This is a genomic window from Blastomonas aquatica, assembly GCF_014639875.1.
Classification (GTDB): domain Bacteria; phylum Pseudomonadota; class Alphaproteobacteria; order Sphingomonadales; family Sphingomonadaceae; genus Blastomonas; species Blastomonas aquatica.
In genome coordinates, this window is sequence record NZ_BMGD01000005.1 from 44849 (window position 1) to 62018 (window position 17170).

Genomic DNA, 17170 nt, shown 5'->3' on the forward strand with positions numbered 1-17170 from the left:
GGAACGAGGGTTCTTTTTTGCGTTCGTCACGCTTGGGTGAAGCCGGTGGTTCGGCGAGGTAACAGGGGGAAACCTCGTCGCCGTCTTCGAAAACCGTTCTAGAGCAAAAACCCTGTCTGCCATGTGAACGAAATTGCGAGGCTTTCGCATTTCGTCGATGGGTGAAGGCGGTTCGTCAGTCGCCCACGATTTGATAATCAGTTTTTCTTCGTCACCCCCGCGCATGCGGGGGTTCCGCTTATCCGCCAGGTGCGGTCAGGAGCGGGATTCCCGCTTTCGCGGGAATGACGAAAATACGTTGCCGAGATTACCTCAGCGACGCGGACCCTTGGCGCGCGGATCGGTCCATGCAAATGCGTTATCCGCCACCGCAACATTGTACTGCTGGCCCGACAGGCGGATGGTGGTGCGCTTGTTCTGCGAATCGAGCGCGACCCATCCGACCAATGACAGCCCACCGGGTGCCGCTGCGCTGCGGGTGAAGATCAACGTGATCACGCCATATTCAGGGCGCTTGGGATCACGCACCTCGACACTGACGACGTCTGGATCGTTGGTCGGTAGCAGCGTACCGTAAACGGTGAGATCGCGGTTGGGATCGAGCAGCGCGCCCAGCGGCGAGTTGCGAATCGGCCAGCGCTGGACCTGCTTGACCTGATAATCGATCATCGTCAGCGCGCGGCCGTCGCTGACGATCAGCAACTGCGCGTCCTTCTGGTATTCAAAGCGGATCTTGCCCGGCTGCTTCAGCGTCAGCGTTCCGGTCAAAGTCTGCCCCGAACGATCGGTCTGGGTGAAGCTGGCGCGCAGGGACTGCATCGCCTTGAGGTGCCGCGAGACCTGTGCCAGATCGCCGCCTGGATTGGCCTGCTGGCCGATTGCGGCAGTAGGCGTGGCAATCGGCGCTGCGACGATCGAGGTCGCAAGCAGCATGGCGGCAATGGGTTTGAACCGGGAAATCAACATCTGGGTCAGGCTTTCTTGAATAAAGGAGCCATGAACCCGTGGGCGCCAGCGATTGAACCGGCGCTGAATTGCCGGTTCATCCCGTGCGCCGCCCAAGATTACTTGATCTTGGCTTCCTTGAATTCGACATGCTTGCGCGCGACGGGATCGTACTTGCGGAAGCTCATCTTCTCGGTGGTGTTGCGCGGATTCTTCTTGGTGACGTAAAAGAAGCCGGTGCCTTCGGTGCTGACCAGGCGGATTTTCACAGTTGCTGGCTTGGCCATGACCTGTTCCTTTGGGTTGAATTGGCGTGTCGTGGTCGACGGCAAGCGCCGGGGCCACTCAATAAAAAAGCGAATCAAAAACACAAAGAGCGGCACAAATGGCCGCCCTGAACATGCGAGCGCCGCCATTGCCGCAACGGGCCCGGCTTGTCAAGCATCGCCCCCCCGCCTTCCCTACGCATCCGCCCCTGATCAGGCTTGCCCAAATATTAACCCAGTCCTGTCATCCTGGCATCAGCAAAGGCGTGTGCAGGAGCCCATATGCAAGACCAGGCCGCATCGGACAGCGCAGAAGACCGTCTCAAGCTGGCGCGCCAGCAACTCAGGATGCATGCGGGCCATGTCCGCGCCATCGCCACGCGGGTTCCGCGCGCCGAGCTGGCAACCCAGATCGACCGGATGCGCCGCATCGCCGACAGCAACGCCATGCCGTGCGTCAGCGATCTCGCGCATGGGCTGGAAGGCTTGCTGGCAAACGGCTGGAGCCGGACCATGGCGCGGCACTATTTCGATGCGATGGATGAGGCGATCGCCAGCGATTGCGGCAATGCCGATATGCGTGCTGCGGTGCTTGCGTCGATTGCGGTACGCGGGGCGCGCTGATTTGCGTTATTCCTGCGGCTGATGGAAGCCTTCGTCACCACATTGCTGCTGACCGCGATCGTCCAGACCGGCGACCGCAGCCAGCTGCTGTGCGCGGCGCTGGCGATGCGATTTGCGCGCCCCGGCCAGATGATCACAGCGGTTTTGGCGGCCAGCATCGCCGGGGCCGCCATCGCGGCGCTGGGCGGGGTGATCGTTGGCGACTGGATCAGCCGCGATGCACTCGCCTTGTTCTATGCGCTCTCGTTGCTGTTCGCCGGGATGGGGATGCTTGCCTGGCGGCGGCCGGTGGATCTGTTGCAGGGTTGGCGAATCGGGCCGTTCGTCACGGCGTTGCTGGGCGTGATGATCCTGCAGTTCGGTGACAAGGGGCAGTTCATCATCGCGGCGACCGCCGCGCGCAGCCACGATGCAGTATGGCCGCTGCTCGGCGGCGCTGTCGGTACGACGCTGGGGTTGATGCCCGCGCTGATCTGGCAGGACGAACTGGCGCGCTGGCCGCTTCGCCCGGTCCGCATCGCTATGGGCGGCGTGGTCACCGCGATCGGGTTGTTGCTCGCGCTTCGCGCCTTCGGGCTGGTATGAAGCAATGCAGAGCGGCGTTGCCGAAGGATTGTGACAATAAATTGGCATGCCATTTTGGCCTGCACAACCTATGTTAACAACCACTCGAGATGAGCGAACAGGAGATACGTTATGGGAAACAAAAAGGGCGATAATGCGGGCAAGGCGCTGGCCGATGCGATGAACGGCCTGCTGGCCGACAGCTTTGCCCTGTACCTCAAGACCAAGAACTTTCACTGGCACGTCGCCGGACCGCATTTTCGCGAATATCATCTGCTGCTCGATGATCATGCTACCCAGATCCTGGCGATCACCGATGCCGTGGCAGAACGCGTCCGCAAGAACGGCCATCGCACGCTGACCTCGATCGGCGATATCGCCCGTCGCCAGACTGTCGCCGACAACGACAAATCGGGCGTGTCCGCAGAGGCAATGCTCAAGGAATTGCGCGACGACAATATCGCGTTCGTCGCCAAGCTGCGCGCAGTTAAGGAACTGGCAGGCCAGGCCGGTGACAACGCCACCGATGGCATCGTCGATGACTGGACCGATCAGGCGCAGGAGCGCGCCTGGTTCCTGACCGAAACGCTGGGCAAGTAATTCGTCCCAATCCGCAGGCGGTGCCGACCCCCCATCTTTCGAGGATGTTGGCGGCGCCTGCGGCCGTCAGGTTACCGTATGAGCCCGAGTATGGTAACAAAATGTGTCCAAGCGGCAACACAGTCACATAATCGCAATGTAATACGTCACGCCGCGTTGCGTTTAATACCGTGCGAGGTAACTTCCGGGACAACGGCAAGTTATTCAGGGGATGGTAATGACGACCAAGAACGCACGTATGCACAAGGCAATCCGCGGTGGCGTGGCAGCAACGGCAGTCGCCGTAGCGCTTGCAGCCGCACCTGCTTCTGCAATTGAGGCAAATGCCAGCTCCGCTTCGGACATCCGCAACACGCTGGTTTCGGGTGAACTTGCGCCGCACTTCGACCTGTCTACCCAAATCACCACCACCAGCCCGGACATGCAGACGGTTCGCCTGGACATCGAGAACGTTCAGCTCGATCCGCAGATCCTCATCGCCAATCCTGGCACCCCCACCACCGCGCGCGATCCGGTGAACATTACCGGCGTCGGTCAGATGGTGGTCGACAACGGCAATGGCGGTGTTGGCCTGTGCACCGGCTCGCTGATCAATCCGCGCACCGTGCTGTTCGCGGCACACTGCGTGAACAGCCGCGCTGCAACTGCCTATGGTGCCAATTCGGGCGGCGTGGGCATCGCATTCGGCTTTGAAACCAACACCCGCGCCAACGCGCCGGGCGAGGTGGACGAACTCGTCCGCTGGCTGCTCGGCACCGCGGGTGTTGGCCGCTTCCAGACCAACACCGCGCAGGCGTTCTATAACGTCAATGCAGTGGCCTATCACCCGCGCTCGATCGAGCCAGACAACGGCTTCCTGTATGCCGATGTCGCGATCGCTTCGCTGGACACCCCGGCTGTCGGTATCCCAACTTGGTCGCTGCTGCTCTCGCAGCTGCCTGCGCCCACTGCGATCACCGCAGAAAGCGGCACCGGTTATCATGTCAACCTGTCGGGCTATGGCGGAAACGGCACTGGTACATCGGGCACGTTGCCGATCGATTTCCGCCGCCGGACCGCAGAAAACTGGCTGGGTGCGCTCACCTCGCTCGACGATTTCCAGGGCTTCCTGTTCGGTTCACCGCCTGAAGGCCTGCCGCAGAACCTGTACTGGATCGATTTCGATGATCCACGCCGTGGCACCGCAGCGGCCAGCCCGTTCGACTTCAACGCCTTTCGCGACAATGCCCTTCCGCGCGAAGGCACCACCGCCGGCGGCGACTCGGGCGGCCCGCTGATCCTCGACCGCACTTTTGCGCGCGAAGTGATCATTGGCGTGCTGTCGGGTGGCTATACCCGGTTCTTCAACGGCCAGCCCGCCAACAGCTTCGGCACCGCATCCTTCTACCAGCCGCTGTATCTGTATTGGGACTGGATCGCCGAAAACAATCCTTATCGCTATGTCACGGCCGCTGCCGGAAACCGCAACTGGAACGATCCCACGCACTGGCTCACGTCTCAGGATCCCAACTATTTCATCATCGGTCCGAACGGCCAGCTGATCAACGGCACCCCGACTTCGGCTGGCGGAACCACGGTCGATACCAGCGGCAAGTTCGGTCAGGCCTGCTTCCAGTCGGGTGGGCTGAGCGAGTGCGTCGATTTCAGTGACGGCAGCGTTTCGGTCGAGCAGAAGCCGATCGGTACCGGCGGTGCCAGCGACAATGCCGCAACCGCGACGCTGACCAGCGGCATCGGTGAAGCCGTGATCGACAGCGCGGCTGCCACGGCGCAGATCGGCGCGTCGATCGACACGCAGAACCCCGTCAGCACGGCTGCGATTCCCCTGCCGCCGGCCACCATCGCCAACGGTCTGCCGGGCGCGACCAACTTCGTGCCGAACAACAGTGCCGGCGATCGCGCCACCGGCGTGCTTCCGCGCTATTTCGACGTCACCCTGGCTGCTGCAGGCACGACGACGCTCGATACCGCGGTGACCATCGACCGATTCCGCCTGAACGGCGCGGCCGCAGCTCTCAACATCACCTCGACCGGCTCGCTCACCAGTCTGATCGATGTCACCCAGACCATCGGCTCGATGCAGATCAACGGCAGGCTGAATTCGGTCGGCGATTACTTCCTGATGGCGGGTGGACTGAGCGGCACCGGAACGCTCAAAGCTCCGTTCTTCACCAGCGTCGCCGGGACCATTTCGCCCGGAGCCACCGGCAATGCCGGAACGGTCGGAACGTTGACGATCGATGGCAATGCCATCCTGTCGTCGGCAACCCAGTATTTGGTCGATGTCGGTGCTGGCGTATCGGATCGCCTGGCGATCACCGGCGATGCCAGCCTGGGCGGCCGGGTCATCGTATCGCCGGTCGCAGGCTATACGATCAAGAACGGTGACACCTACCGCATCGTCACCACCGGTGGCACGATCTCTGCCGGGTTCAATTCTGCCGCCCCGATCAGCGCCATCCTGACACCTGTGCTGACCACCAGCGCCAACGCAATCGACATGCGCATCACCGCCGGTCTCTACCGCAATGTGATCGACAGCAGCTCGCTGACCCAGCGCTCGTTTGCTGGCATTCTGGACAGCAACCGCAGTGCAGAGCGCACCTTCTCGGATGTCTTCCTGCGCACCGACCTTCTGTCGGCGACCCAGATCCGGGCGACCTTCGAGAGCCTGGCACCATTCACTGAGTCGACGAGGCTCAACCTGGGCGAGGCACTGCTGTCGAGCACTTCGCGTTTCCACCGCACCCGCATGCAGTCGGCGCTGACCGGCAACATGGGGGGCACGATCGCGATGATCGGTCAGCCGCTGAACCTTGCCGCCACCGCCACAAGTGGCGCGGTGCTGCCCGGTGCCATGGCTGCGGCTTCGGCAGGGCAGGATTCGCAGGAAACCGTGATGGATGCGACCTCGCTCGACAGCGATTTCGCAGTCTATCTCGGCGGTGGCTATCTCAACGGCAAGTCCGCCCCGATGCCCACCGCGTTGACCACCGGCCGCAGGGAAAACTTTGACGGCTTCTTCGTCGTCGGCGGCTTCGAATACCTGCCGCGTGATGGCGTAGTGTTCGGTATTTCGGCGGGCTATTCGGATACCGATGCGCGGGCCGTTGCCGTTCAGAGCGTATCGGGCGAGCTGATCGAAGGCAGCGTCTACGGCGCAGTGACCACGACCAACGGTCTGGTCATCGATGGCCGGGTCAGCGCGGGCCGCTTCACGGTGGATACCGAACGTACGGTTGCAGTGGGTGCGGGCGTGTTCAACCTGGGCACCAACGACGGAAGCCTGTCGTTGACCGCCGAGCTTGGTCTGTCGGCTCCGTTCGAGACCGAGGCGGTGGTGCTGACTCCGCGGGTTGCCGCGCAGTACCAGTATATCGGCTTTGACGACGTGCGCGAAACCGGTGGCGGCCCGGCTCTGGATATCGATCGCAACAAGTTCGACAGCCTGCAGATCCGCGTCGGTGGATCGGCCAGCGGAAAGAAGACTGCGGCCTTCCGTCCCTATATCTACGCCGATTATGTCTATGACGTGCTCGAGGGCGACCGCTTCTTCGGTGCCAACTTCGCCGGCAGCACCACCGGACGCTTCCCGTTCGCGTATCGTTCGGATGACAGCAGCTGGGCAGAAGCGGGCGTGGGCCTGACGATCTCGCAGCCGACCTTCGACTTCACCGCGTCGATCGACACCACGGTGGGTCGCCAGGACTTCCAGGCGCAGCAGTACTCGCTCTCGGCGTTGGTACGGTTCTAAGCAGCCACCGGGCGAAAGCCTTAGAGAAAAGCCCGTCAGCCGAAAGGCTGGCGGGCTTTTTCGTGTGGGAAGCTGAAGCGCCAAACGGTTGGAACTACGCCAACGGGAGGTTGGCAAGTGTCGGACGCCTTACGTCCGGCATGGCCGCTTCAGTACATTTTGGCCGCGCTTGGGGCGACCGAAACCGGGTGGTAAGCTGATAAGGCTGGCAGTATGATTGAAAGAGGGAAGTATCTTCAGTCCTCCGGTCAATGATTGGGACACTCTTAGTGTTTGCAACCATCGCGTATAGCAGCGCCCCTTTTATCAAGCCGATAACAGTCGAAGAATTTATTGCACATATTGACCAACTTGACGGCAAAACAGTCAAGGTCACTGGTTATCTCGGCGAGTGTGAGTCGCTGAGCTGCACGCTTTACCGGAACAAAGCAGAGTCTGAGGAGGTGGATCGTGCAATGTCAGTCATACGCGCGGCATTGGAGAAAGGGGCCACTGATGTTTCCGGCTTGCCATTGCCCAATCATCCGTCCGTATCAATAGGACCCGGATCGCAATTCTCTTTTTTGACCTGCGTGCTCGACGCTACGCAAACCAATTTGTGGTCATTACCGGTAAGGCGACAAATCAATGTCGTTCACGAAACCTTTCATGCTTCGATAGAGTGGGTGATATTCAACCCGCTGCTATTCGGTCGGCATCCGCGCCCCACTAGCCAAAGCGGGGGTCAAGATGTCTGCAACGGGGGCGTTTCGTGAAAAACGGACTTTGTCCAGCAATCCTCCAAAACCGCCCCACCTCCGCTCAGCCTGAGCCTGTAGAAGGCCCCGCTATATGGCCGGCGTAGACGCGGGTCCTTCGACATCGCGGGCTGCGCCCGCTGCTCAGGATTAGCGGGGGTGGTTAGGCCGCTGCTGGCGACGGGGTCGCGTGCTGACAGGCGGGTCAGTTCTGCAATGGGCGAATATTGCCGCGTTCTTGCGGAACAACCCTATTGAAAACTCGCCCGCAGCCCGTCGATCACGAACTGCGCCGCGAGCGCTGCGAGCAGCACGCCCAGCAGCCGCGTGATCACGGCTTCGGCCTTGGCGCCGAGCAGCTTCATCAACGGCCCCGCAGTGAGCAGCGCGAGCAGTGTCAGCAGCAGCACCGCGAGCAGCGCGCCCAAAATGGTCAGCGCGCGGTCGAGGCCGGAGTTCTGCGAGACCAGCAGCATGACAGACGCGATCGAGCCCGGCCCTGCGATCATCGGCATCGCCATCGGGAAGATCGAGACATCCTCGATCTCGGGATCGTCGATGATGTCCTGCGCGCGCTGTTCGCGCCGCTCGGTGCGCTTTTCGAACACCATGTCGAGCGCGATCAGGAACAGCATGATGCCGCCAGCGATCCGGAAGCTGTTGAGTTCGATATGCAGCGCGCCGAGCAGCGTCTCGCCAAACAGCGCGAACACCAGCAGGATCCCGCCCGCCACGATCACCGCGCGGATCGCCATGCTGCGGCGCTGCTGCGCGTTGGCATCGGTGGTCATGCTGGCATAGATCGGCGCGCAGCCGGGCGGGTCGATCACCACGAACAGCGTGATGAAGGCTGATATGAACAGTTCGATCATGATGCGCCGCCCGCCACGTCGTCGCGTACGACGGTATCGAAAGCGTTGCCGTTCCACAGTTCGATCGTGACCGTGCGGGCACCATCGCTGCGCACGTCCCAGCGCCAGACCATTGTGCCGTCAGCCGACGCGCGCGCGCCGCTGGCCTGCGGCGCGACGGGAACGGTTTGCTTGGCGGGTGGCCCCATCGGGATGTCGCCAAGCGCAGCCTTGGGGTTGCCGGTGCACACCGCTGTTCGAGATGCGATCATTTCGTCGCCTACGCGCGGCCGGGCCAGCGTGGCACCATGATTGAGCGCCCAGCGCCATTTGGGCTTCTTGGCGCGGGGCTTTTCAAGGTTCTGCCACACCGTGGTGTAATATCCGGGTTGCCCGCCTGCATACTGCGCCGCGCCGGTGGAGGCCCCGGTGCGGCCGTCACAGGCCATGAACAGGCTTTGAGGTTGCCAGCTCACCGCACCGGGCGGATCGGCGCGGCCCTTGAGCCAGCCTTGTGCGAGCACCGGCTGGGCCGTGAACATCACCGAGTCATCGGCCGCAGTTTCGCGAAATGCGGTCCATTGGCCCTCCTGCTTCGCAAGCCGCGCAAAGGCGATTTCGGTCACCAGGATCGCGCTGGAGTTCGCATAGGATTGTCCCGGCGGTCCGGGCGGTGGCCCGCGCCGGTCTTCGCGCATGGGCGGACCTTGCTGGGCCGATGCAGCGAGCGGAGTGAGTGCGCCAAGCGTCAGGAGCAGGCCACTCAAAATTCTCCCCTGCAAGGGGAGGATTTGCTTGGTCCAAAACATCACAAACCCTCCGGCGCGGCGACACCCGCGCGACGATGGGCGGCGACCAGCGTGTTGCGCAGCAGACAGGCGATGGTCATCGGGCCGACCCCGCCCGGCACCGGGGTGATCGCGCCTGCCACGGCGGCGCATTCGTCATAGGCACAATCGCCGACGAGCTTCGTCTTGCCCGGCTCGCTGCCGGGGATGCGGTTGATGCCGACGTCGATGACGGTAGCACCCGGCTTGATCCAGTCGCCGCGCACCATCTCGGCGCGCCCCACCGCAGCCACGACGATATCGGCCATCCGCACCATGGCGGGCAGGTCTTTGGTCCGGCTGTGCGCGATGGTGACGGTGCAGCTTTGCTGGAGCAGCAGTTGCGCCATCGGTTTGCCGACAATGTTCGATCGGCCGATGACCACCGCGTGCAGCCCGGAAAGATCGCCCAGCGCATCCTGCAGCAACATCAGCGATCCCAAAGGCGTGCAAGGCACCAGTGCCTCCTCGCCCACCGCGAGCTTGCCTGCATTGACGACGTGAAAGCCGTCGACATCCTTGTCAGGGTCGATCGCCGCCAGCACCGCCTTGTCGTCGATATGGCTGGGCAGCGGCAGCTGGACCAGGATACCATCGACCGCATCATCGGCGTTCAGCGTCGCGACCAGATCGAGCAGCGCCTGCGCGGTGGTGCCGGCGGGGAGGCGATGTTCGAAGCTGAGCATTCCAGCCTCAACCGTCGCCTTGTGCTTGGAGCGGACATAGACCTGGCTTGCCGGGTCTTCGCCCACCAGCACCACCGCCAGCCCCGGCGCACGTCCTGCAGCCACGACAAAGCCGGGGACCAAATTGGCGAGCTTTGCACGCAGCTGGCCGGCGAAGGCCTTGCCGTCGATTGTCCTGGCGATGGGGGTGGCGCGGGGGGAGGCTGTCATGCGCGCCGCTGTAAAGCGAAACGCCGGGAATTGAAACATCCCAGCGCGGCACAAAACCCGATCAGGCCAGTTGGACCCACAGACGCGGAATGATCGAGCGCTGGACAATCATGATCAGCAGCAGCACCACCATCGGTGCCAGGTCGATCATGCCAAGATCGGGCATGATCTTGCGCACCGGGCGGAACAAAGGCTCGGTGATCCGGTTCAGCGATTCGGCCATCTGGCGCACCAGATCGTTCTGGGTGCTGACCACGTTGAATGCGATCAGCCAGGACAGGACGATCTGGATGATGATGAACCAGGTCACCACCGTCAGCAATATGTCCAGAATTTCGAGCAGGATCTGCATGTGTCACTCACGTTGGATGTGGTCGATATTCGGGCGATGGTCCCGGATTTAGGGCCGGGCATGGTGTATTACAAGACTAAAGCGCTTCGGCTGTCGCTGCAAGGATCATCCGGCGCGGATCAGCGTTCCGGCGCCGCGCGAGGTAAAGATTTCCAGCAGCATCGCGTGCGGTACCCGCCCATCAAGGACAACCGCTGCATCAACGCCTTGTTCTACCGCGTGCACGCAGGTCTCCAGCTTGGGGATCATCCCGCCGCTGATCGTGCCATCGGTGCGAAGCGCCGCGATGTCGGCAGGGGTGAGATCCGATAGCAGCTTCTTCGCCTTGTCGAGCACGCCTGCGACATCGGTGAGCAGGAACAATCGCGATGCGCCCAGCGCTGCTGCAACCGCGCCCGCCATCGTGTCGGCGTTGATGTTGTAGGTCTGGCCATCGGCGCCGACGCCAATCGGCGAAATCACCGGGATCATCCCTGCATCCGATATCGTCTTGAGCACCGAACAGTCGATGGCTTCGGGCTCGCCGACAAAGCCGAGGTCGATCGCCTGCTCGATATTGCTGTCCGGATCGCGCTTGGTGCGCTCGACCTTGCTCGCGCGGACGAAGCCTGCATCCTTGCCGCTGATGCCGATCGCCTTGCCACCCGCCGCTCCGATCCAGGTGACGATGTCCTTGTTGATCGCGCCCAGCACCATTTCGGCGATGTTCGCGGTCTCCTGGTCGGTGACCCGCAGCCCATCGACGAACTGTGATTGCACGCCCAGGCGCTTGAGCATCGCGCCGATCTGCGGGCCGCCGCCATGCACGACGACGGGATTGATCCCCACCGCCTTGAGCAACACCACATCCTCGGCGAAATCGCGCGCCAGTTCAGGGTCACCCATCGCATGGCCGCCATATTTGACGACGAAGCTCTTGCCCGCATAACGCTGCATGAACGGCAGCGCTTCGGTCAGCGTCTCGGCCTTGGCGAGCAGCGCGGGATCGTGGACGTGGTCTCCGCCGGAGCTGGGACCGGAATCGGGGCCGGAGTTGGGGGTCTGGGTATCGCTCATGCGTCGAGCCTTTTGCCCAGACGGACGAAGAACACAATCAGGAACGGCACCAAAGCCACCGACAGCGCGACCTTGGCGGCCATCTGGCCGACCAGCAGTTGGCCGATCGGGAATACACCGTAAAACGCGATGGTGACGAAGATCAGCGTATCGACGATCTGCGAGAGCGCCGAGGCGATCACACCGCGCACCGCGAGCCAGCGGCCGGGCATGTTCTGCAGCTTTGAAAAGATATAGACGTTGAGGAACTGCGAGACACCATAAGCGCACACCCCCGCAGCCCAGATGCGCCCCGTCGCGCCGAGGATCAGCTGGATCGCAGCTGCGTTTTCGGGCGCCATGTCGGGCGATGCGGGCAGCGCATAGACGATCCACGACAGCGCCATGGCAAACAGCAACGGGATAAAACCGAACTTGACCAGGCTGTTGGCGGTGTCGCGGCCATGCAGTTCGGCGATCGCGCTCGAGACGACGACCAGCAGCAAGAAGGCGAAGATTCCCGCTTCGACCGCCAGCAGGCCGATAGAGACCTGCTTGTTGCCCAGCACGCCAGCCAGGCACACCATGCCGCCATAAAAGACGGAGAGCACATAAAGCGAGCGCGGAATGCCGGGGTTTCCGGCGGCTGGGACTGTTGTCATGCGCACGTGCCGTAATGGCTTTTTCAGGCGGGGGGAAGGGGGCACGCACTTGCGCGGCGGCGCATCATCGCCCACACTGCCGCAATGGAATTCAGCGATACGCTCAGCGAAAAACACACCGCCTTCATCGCCCGCCAGCCAGTGTTCTTTGTCGCCACTGCAGCGGCCGATGCGCGGATCAACCTCAGCCCCAAGGGCTATGACTCGTTCCGCGTGCTCTCGCCATCGCGCGTCGGCTATCTCGATCTGGGCGGATCGGGCAACGAGACGCACGCGCATCTGGTGGCTGATGGCCGGATCACCATCATGTTCTGCGCATTCGAAAACCCCGCGCTGATCCTGCGCATCTATGGCCGGGGGCGTCCGGTGCTGCCGCAGCATGCCGACTGGGATGCGCTTGCCGGGCACTTCAGCATCCTGCCTGGCACCCGCCAGATCTTCGACATCGCGGTCGACAGCGTGCAGACCAGCTGCGGCTGGGGCGTTCCGGTCATGGACTTCGAGCGCGAGCGCCAGACCTTGAAAAAGGCGCACCGCCAGAGCGACGCCGAGGAATGGCTGGCCGAAGCCGCCAGTGCGACCCGCTCGATTGATGGCCTGCCCACCACGCCCACCACGCGTTTTTTCACCGACGTCGAGGGCTGATCGCGCGTGAGCCTGAAAGCGATTGCAGAATATTCCGATCGGATCGAGGCCGAGATGGCCCGGCTGGCGCTGGGTGCGCAGGGCATCGATGCGCATATCTTTGATGGCGGAATGGCGGGGCTGGGCCTGGGGTTCATGACCCCGGCGCGCGTCATGGTACTGCCCGAAGACGCAGCGCGCGCCCGCGCGGTGCTTGAGGGGCTCGGCGAGGCTTAAGGCCTTCTCACCCCGGCATCGCTCGATATGTGTGCAATTGCCGCATAACATCTGCCTAAAAATTGCACATCTGTTCGCAACTGCACAAAATTTGAACTGATCCCCCGCCGCAACCTTAGCGATTCATTAGGATTTGCGGGTTTGCGCCAATTGGCACGTGGCTTGCGTAGCTTTCTAGCGGTGACGAGGCACAGCTTCGCAACAAAATTACAAAGGGGGCGTAATGAAATTCATCATTGCCATAATTAAGCCGTTCCGGCTGGACGAGGTGCGCGAAGCGCTCACCAGCCTGGGGATCGCCGGCATGACCGTGACCGAGGTCAAGGGCTTTGGCCGCCAGAAGGGCCAGACCGAAATCTATCGCGGCGCGGAGTACACCACCAACATGGTGCCCAAGCTCAAGATCGAGATCGCGGCGAGCGACGATATCGCACCGCAGGTGGTCGAGACCATTCAGGCGGCCGCGAACACGGATTCCATCGGTGACGGCAAGATCTTCGTTCTCGACCTGGCGGCTGCGACGCGCATCCGCACCGGCGAGACCGGCGACACGGCACTGTAAGGGGAAGGGGGAATGATGAAACCTATGCACAAGATGGGCGCTGCCGTCGGGACGACCGCGCTTTCACTGATCGTATCGGCGCAGGCATGGGCGCAGGAAGTCGTCGAAGAGGCTGCCGAAGCAGCACCTCCGGTCGCTGAAGCTGCCGCCGAAGTCGCCGCCGTCGTCGACAAGGGCGACACTGCCTGGATGATGATGTCCACCGTGCTGGTGATGGCGATGATCGTTCCGGGCCTGGCGCTGTTCTATGGCGGCCTTGTCCGCACCAAGAACATGCTGTCGGTGCTGACGCAGATCCTTGCGGTGGCCAGCCTCGCGATGATCATCTGGGTGATCTACGGCTATTCGACAGCATTCGGACCAGAGGGCAACGCCTTCGTCAGCTGGGGCAATTTGTTCCTGGCGAACACCAACGCCGACTCCACCGCCGCCACCTTCTCGGATGGCTTCCTGATCCCCGAATATGTTTTCATCGCCTTCCAGATGACCTTCGCCGCGATCACCGTGGCGCTGGTGGTGGGCGGCCTGGTCGAGCGGATGAAGTTCTCGGCATTGATGATCTTTGCCGCAGTCTGGCTGACCATCGGCTACTTCCCGATCGCGCACATGGTCTGGGCGACCGGTGGCCTCATCTTCGAAATGGGCGCGCTCGATTTCGCTGGCGGCACCGTGGTGCACATCAATGCCGGTATCTCGGCGCTGGTCGGCGCCATGATCATTGGCCCGCGGCTGGGCTACAAGAAGGACACCATGGCACCGCACTCGCTGACCATGACGCTGATCGGTACCGGTCTGCTGTGGGTGGGCTGGTTCGGCTTCAACGCCGGCTCCGCGCTCGAAGCCAATGGCTCGGCCGGTCTTGCGCTGATCAACACCTTCGTCGCCACCGCTGCCGGTGTGCTGTTCTGGATGCTGACCGAGCGTGTGATGGGCCACAAGGGCTCGCTGCTCGGCGCCTGTTCGGGAGCCATCGCCGGTCTGGTCGCGGTGACACCCGCCGCCGGGAACAGCGGACCGTTCGGTGCCATCCTGCTGGGTGCCATCGCAGCCATCGTCTGCGCCTGGTTCGTGGTTTCGCTCAAGCCCAAGCTTGCACTTGACGACTCGCTCGACGCCTTTGGTATCCACGGCATCGGCGGCATCATCGGATCGATCGGCACCGCCGTCACCATGCTGCCCGCTCTGGGTGGCCCCGGCGCGGACGATTACGATCTGGTCGGCCAGCTGGTTATCCAGATTCAGGCCGTCGGGATCGCGGTCGTCTGGGCTGCCGTTGCCGCCGCAATCGCCTTCTATGTCGCCAAGTTGCTGACCGGTCTGCGCGTCTCTGAAGAGGTGGAGCGCGAAGGGCTTGATCTCGGCGAGCATGGCGAGCGGGCTTACAATTACTGAGTTTTCAAGTTTGGTCTGTGGCGGGAACCGCTAGCTCCGCCACAGACCTCCAGAGGTTCCTCCTGCGAACTGACAACTCATGGCCGGGATGGCAACATCCCGGCCCTTTTTTGTGCCTATCCGTCGCGTCGCAATGATCGCCCAGCGCGCAGGTGGCTTCGTCTGGTCGCGCAGAACTCTCCCGCGACAAGGTTTCAGATCGAAACTATATTGACAAAGCTGTCAGTAAGATGACACCTTGTCATCTAGACCGCGAACAAGCGGCACCGCCGGGCTCATCGCAACCCGGATGTTTTGCGCAGAGCAAGGAGAGAGAGCCATGGCAACCGTACTGAAAGAACCCGGCGCTGAGCTGACCTACGACATGAGCGATGCCTCATGGTATGTCGATGACCGCTGGCAGGAACCCTTTGCCCAGATGCGCGCGCAAGACCCGATCCACTGGACCCAGGGCGGATCGTTCGGTGATTTCTGGAACGTGTGCAGCCACAAGGCCATCCAGCACGTCGAGGCGTTGCCCGAGATCTTCTCGTCCTCCTACGAACATGGCGGCATCACGCTGGCCGACAGGATCGACGACGGTACTGAACTGGTGATGCCGATGTTCATCGCGATGGACCGCCCCAAGCACACCGGGCAGCGCCGCACTGTCGCGCCCGCGTTCACGCCATCCGAGATCAAGCGCATGTCGGACGACATTCGCATGCGCACTGCCGAATTGCTCGACACGTTGCCCTGGGACAAGCCGTTCGACTGGGTCGATACCGTGTCGATCGAGCTGACCACGCAGATGCTGGCGATCCTTTTCGATTTCCCCTGGGCTGACCGCCGCAAGCTGACCGAATGGTCCGATTGGGCGGGTGACATCGAGCTGGTGCACAACGAGGACCTGCGCGCCGAGCGGCTCAAGCATCTTTATGAAATGGGTGCCTATTTCAAGAAGCTGTGGGACGCCAAGATCAACGCCGAGCCGACGCCTGATCTAATCTCGATGATGATCCATTCGGATGCGATGGCCGAGATGGACGAGCTCGAATTCATGGGCAATCTCATCCTGCTGATCGTTGGCGGCAATGACACCACCCGCAATACGATGTCGGGCCTCGCCTATGGCTTGCACACGTTCCCCGAACAGCGCGAAAAGCTCGAGCAGAACCCTGCTTTGATCCCCAATGCGGTGCAGGAAATCATCCGCTGGCAGACCCCGCTCGCGCACATGCGCCGCACCGCGCTCGCCGATTACGACCTGTTCGGCAAACAGATCAAGAAGGGCGACAAGCTCGCTCTGTGGTACATTTCGGGCAATCGCGACGAGAGCGTGTTCGAGGACGCTGACAAGATCATCGTCGACCGCGAGAATGCGCGGCGGCATCTGGCGTTCGGATACGGCATCCACCGCTGCGTCGGTGCGCGGCTCGCCGAACTGCAGATTGCGATCCTGCTCGAGGAAATGGCCAAGCGCCGGATGCGGGTCAATGTGCTCGCCGAACCCGAGCGGGTACGTGCCTGTTTCGTCCACGGCTATCGCGCGATGCAGGTGCAACTGAGCAAATATTGAAGCCGAATCGGCTGATCCGGCGTAACTGAGCCAGTGTCCCGGTCGAACCCGGCTTGACACGCGCACAGGACGGGATGGTCAGATGGACAGACGCACATTCTTTGAACGCGGGCTTATAGGCGCAGCGGGAATTGGCCTGTTCGGGCTGGGATCGTGCGGCTTGGGCGGGGCAAGCGCAAAGTCCGGCACGAAGTTCGAGATCACCAAGACCGATGCGCAATGGAAGCGCCAGCTGAGTGCGGACCAATATTACGTCCTGCGCAAGGAAGGCACCGAGCGCGCGTTTTCGAGCCCGCTCGACAAGGAAAAGCGCGCCGGAACCTTCATTTGCGCCGGTTGCCAGCTGCCGCTGTTCTCATCGAAAACCAAGTACGACAGCGGCACCGGTTGGCCGAGCTTCTATGCGCCGCTGCCCAAGGCGGTGGGCACCAGCACCGATCGCCTGCTCGGCTATGCCCGCGTCGAGGTGCACTGCCGGCGCTGCGGCGGGCATCTGGGCCATGTCTTCGATGACGGCCCCAAGCCCACCGGCAAGCGCTACTGCATGAACGGCGACGCGATGTTGTTCCGGGTTAGCAAGGCGTAAACACACAAATGGCCGCCGTTTTCCGGCGAAAGCCGGAATCCAGAGCGGCCACAATGTAACCTCGCCCCTGGACTCCGGCTTTCGCCGGAGAACGGGAT

Annotated in this window: 19 protein-coding genes; 11 read left to right on the forward strand and 8 right to left on the reverse strand. The window is 62.3% G+C overall.

What is annotated here, in order from left to right; all coding sequences use genetic code 11:
• Positions 1 to 312: 312 nt before the first annotated feature.
• Positions 313 to 966 carry a LolA family protein gene (locus tag IEW00_RS13705; RefSeq protein WP_188514994.1) on the reverse strand — a complete coding sequence of 218 codons (654 nt, stop codon included), beginning with the start codon at positions 964 to 966 and terminating at the stop codon, positions 313 to 315.
• A gap of 98 nt (positions 967 to 1064) precedes the next feature.
• Complete coding sequence (gene rpmG, locus IEW00_RS13710) at positions 1065 to 1232, reverse strand: 50S ribosomal protein L33 (protein WP_017669518.1); 168 nt, start codon at positions 1230 to 1232, stop codon at positions 1065 to 1067.
• A 261-nt stretch (positions 1233 to 1493) separates the two neighbouring features.
• Between rpmG and IEW00_RS13715 the strand changes: the two genes are divergently transcribed.
• The 5 genes from IEW00_RS13715 to IEW00_RS13735 all read left to right on the forward strand — a co-directional run bounded on the left by IEW00_RS13715 (position 1494) and on the right by IEW00_RS13735 (position 7508).
• Complete coding sequence (locus IEW00_RS13715; RefSeq protein ID WP_188514995.1) at positions 1494 to 1835, forward strand: hypothetical protein; 342 nt, start codon at positions 1494 to 1496, stop codon at positions 1833 to 1835.
• Positions 1836 to 1856: 21 nt separating this feature from the next.
• Positions 1857 to 2420 (forward strand): TMEM165/GDT1 family protein, encoded by a 564-nt coding sequence (locus IEW00_RS13720; RefSeq protein ID WP_188514996.1) that lies wholly within the window; start codon positions 1857 to 1859, stop codon positions 2418 to 2420.
• 111 nt (positions 2421 to 2531) lie between these two features.
• On the forward strand, positions 2532 to 2999 hold the full coding sequence (locus tag IEW00_RS13725) for a Dps family protein (protein WP_188514997.1): 468 nt from the start codon (positions 2532 to 2534) through the stop codon (positions 2997 to 2999).
• Between the two features lie 217 nt (positions 3000 to 3216).
• The gene (locus IEW00_RS13730; RefSeq protein ID WP_188514998.1) at positions 3217 to 6753 is read left to right on the forward strand and encodes an autotransporter domain-containing protein; all 3537 of its coding nucleotides are present in this window, start codon (positions 3217 to 3219) and stop codon (positions 6751 to 6753) included.
• 251 nt (positions 6754 to 7004) lie between these two features.
• The gene (locus IEW00_RS13735) at positions 7005 to 7508 is read left to right on the forward strand and encodes a hypothetical protein (RefSeq protein ID WP_188514999.1); all 504 of its coding nucleotides are present in this window, start codon (positions 7005 to 7007) and stop codon (positions 7506 to 7508) included.
• A 233-nt stretch (positions 7509 to 7741) separates the two neighbouring features.
• On the opposite strand, the gene IEW00_RS13740 is transcribed toward IEW00_RS13735, so the two are convergent.
• The 6 genes from IEW00_RS13740 to IEW00_RS13765 all read right to left on the reverse strand — a co-directional run bounded on the left by IEW00_RS13740 (position 7742) and on the right by IEW00_RS13765 (position 12113).
• Complete coding sequence (locus IEW00_RS13740; RefSeq protein ID WP_188515000.1) at positions 7742 to 8362, reverse strand: MarC family protein; 621 nt, start codon at positions 8360 to 8362, stop codon at positions 7742 to 7744.
• Positions 8359 to 9108 (reverse strand): hypothetical protein, encoded by a 750-nt coding sequence (locus IEW00_RS13745; RefSeq protein WP_188515001.1) that lies wholly within the window; start codon positions 9106 to 9108, stop codon positions 8359 to 8361. The genes IEW00_RS13740 and IEW00_RS13745 overlap by 4 nt, the downstream gene beginning before the upstream one ends.
• Before the next feature lie 41 nt (positions 9109 to 9149).
• A complete protein-coding gene (gene folD / locus IEW00_RS13750; protein WP_188515002.1) occupies positions 9150 to 10064 on the reverse strand; it encodes a bifunctional methylenetetrahydrofolate dehydrogenase/methenyltetrahydrofolate cyclohydrolase FolD in 915 nt (304 codons plus the stop codon).
• A 61-nt stretch (positions 10065 to 10125) separates the two neighbouring features.
• The gene (locus tag IEW00_RS13755) at positions 10126 to 10416 is read right to left on the reverse strand and encodes a YggT family protein (protein ID WP_188515003.1); all 291 of its coding nucleotides are present in this window, start codon (positions 10414 to 10416) and stop codon (positions 10126 to 10128) included.
• Positions 10417 to 10521: 105 nt separating this feature from the next.
• Positions 10522 to 11472, reverse strand: a complete 951-nt coding sequence (gene argB, locus IEW00_RS13760; protein WP_229737046.1) for an acetylglutamate kinase — start codon at positions 11470 to 11472, stop codon at positions 10522 to 10524.
• A complete protein-coding gene (locus IEW00_RS13765) occupies positions 11469 to 12113 on the reverse strand; it encodes a queuosine precursor transporter (protein ID WP_188515004.1) in 645 nt (214 codons plus the stop codon). Before IEW00_RS13765 ends, argB begins: the two co-directional genes overlap by 4 nt.
• Positions 12114 to 12197: 84 nt before the next feature.
• Here IEW00_RS13765 and IEW00_RS13770 point away from each other — a divergent pair, with 84 nt between their 5' ends.
• The 6 genes from IEW00_RS13770 (at position 12198) to msrB (ending at position 17072) form a co-directional block, all read left to right on the forward strand.
• Positions 12198 to 12758 (forward strand): pyridoxamine 5'-phosphate oxidase family protein, encoded by a 561-nt coding sequence (locus tag IEW00_RS13770; RefSeq protein WP_188515005.1) that lies wholly within the window; start codon positions 12198 to 12200, stop codon positions 12756 to 12758.
• A gap of 6 nt (positions 12759 to 12764) precedes the next feature.
• Complete coding sequence (locus IEW00_RS13775; RefSeq protein WP_188515006.1) at positions 12765 to 12974, forward strand: putative signal transducing protein; 210 nt, start codon at positions 12765 to 12767, stop codon at positions 12972 to 12974.
• A gap of 223 nt (positions 12975 to 13197) precedes the next feature.
• On the forward strand, positions 13198 to 13536 hold the full coding sequence (locus tag IEW00_RS13780; protein WP_054136003.1) for a P-II family nitrogen regulator: 339 nt from the start codon (positions 13198 to 13200) through the stop codon (positions 13534 to 13536).
• A gap of 12 nt (positions 13537 to 13548) precedes the next feature.
• Positions 13549 to 14928 (forward strand): ammonium transporter, encoded by a 1380-nt coding sequence (locus IEW00_RS13785; RefSeq protein WP_373282647.1) that lies wholly within the window; start codon positions 13549 to 13551, stop codon positions 14926 to 14928.
• 319 nt (positions 14929 to 15247) lie between these two features.
• Positions 15248 to 16486, forward strand: a complete 1239-nt coding sequence (locus tag IEW00_RS13790; RefSeq protein ID WP_188515007.1) for a cytochrome P450 — start codon at positions 15248 to 15250, stop codon at positions 16484 to 16486.
• Positions 16487 to 16568: 82 nt separating this feature from the next.
• Positions 16569 to 17072: a peptide-methionine (R)-S-oxide reductase MsrB gene (gene msrB, locus IEW00_RS13795; RefSeq protein WP_188515008.1), complete on the forward strand. Its 504-nt coding sequence runs from the start codon at positions 16569 to 16571 to the stop codon at positions 17070 to 17072.
• Positions 17073 to 17170: the final 98 nt, after the last annotated feature.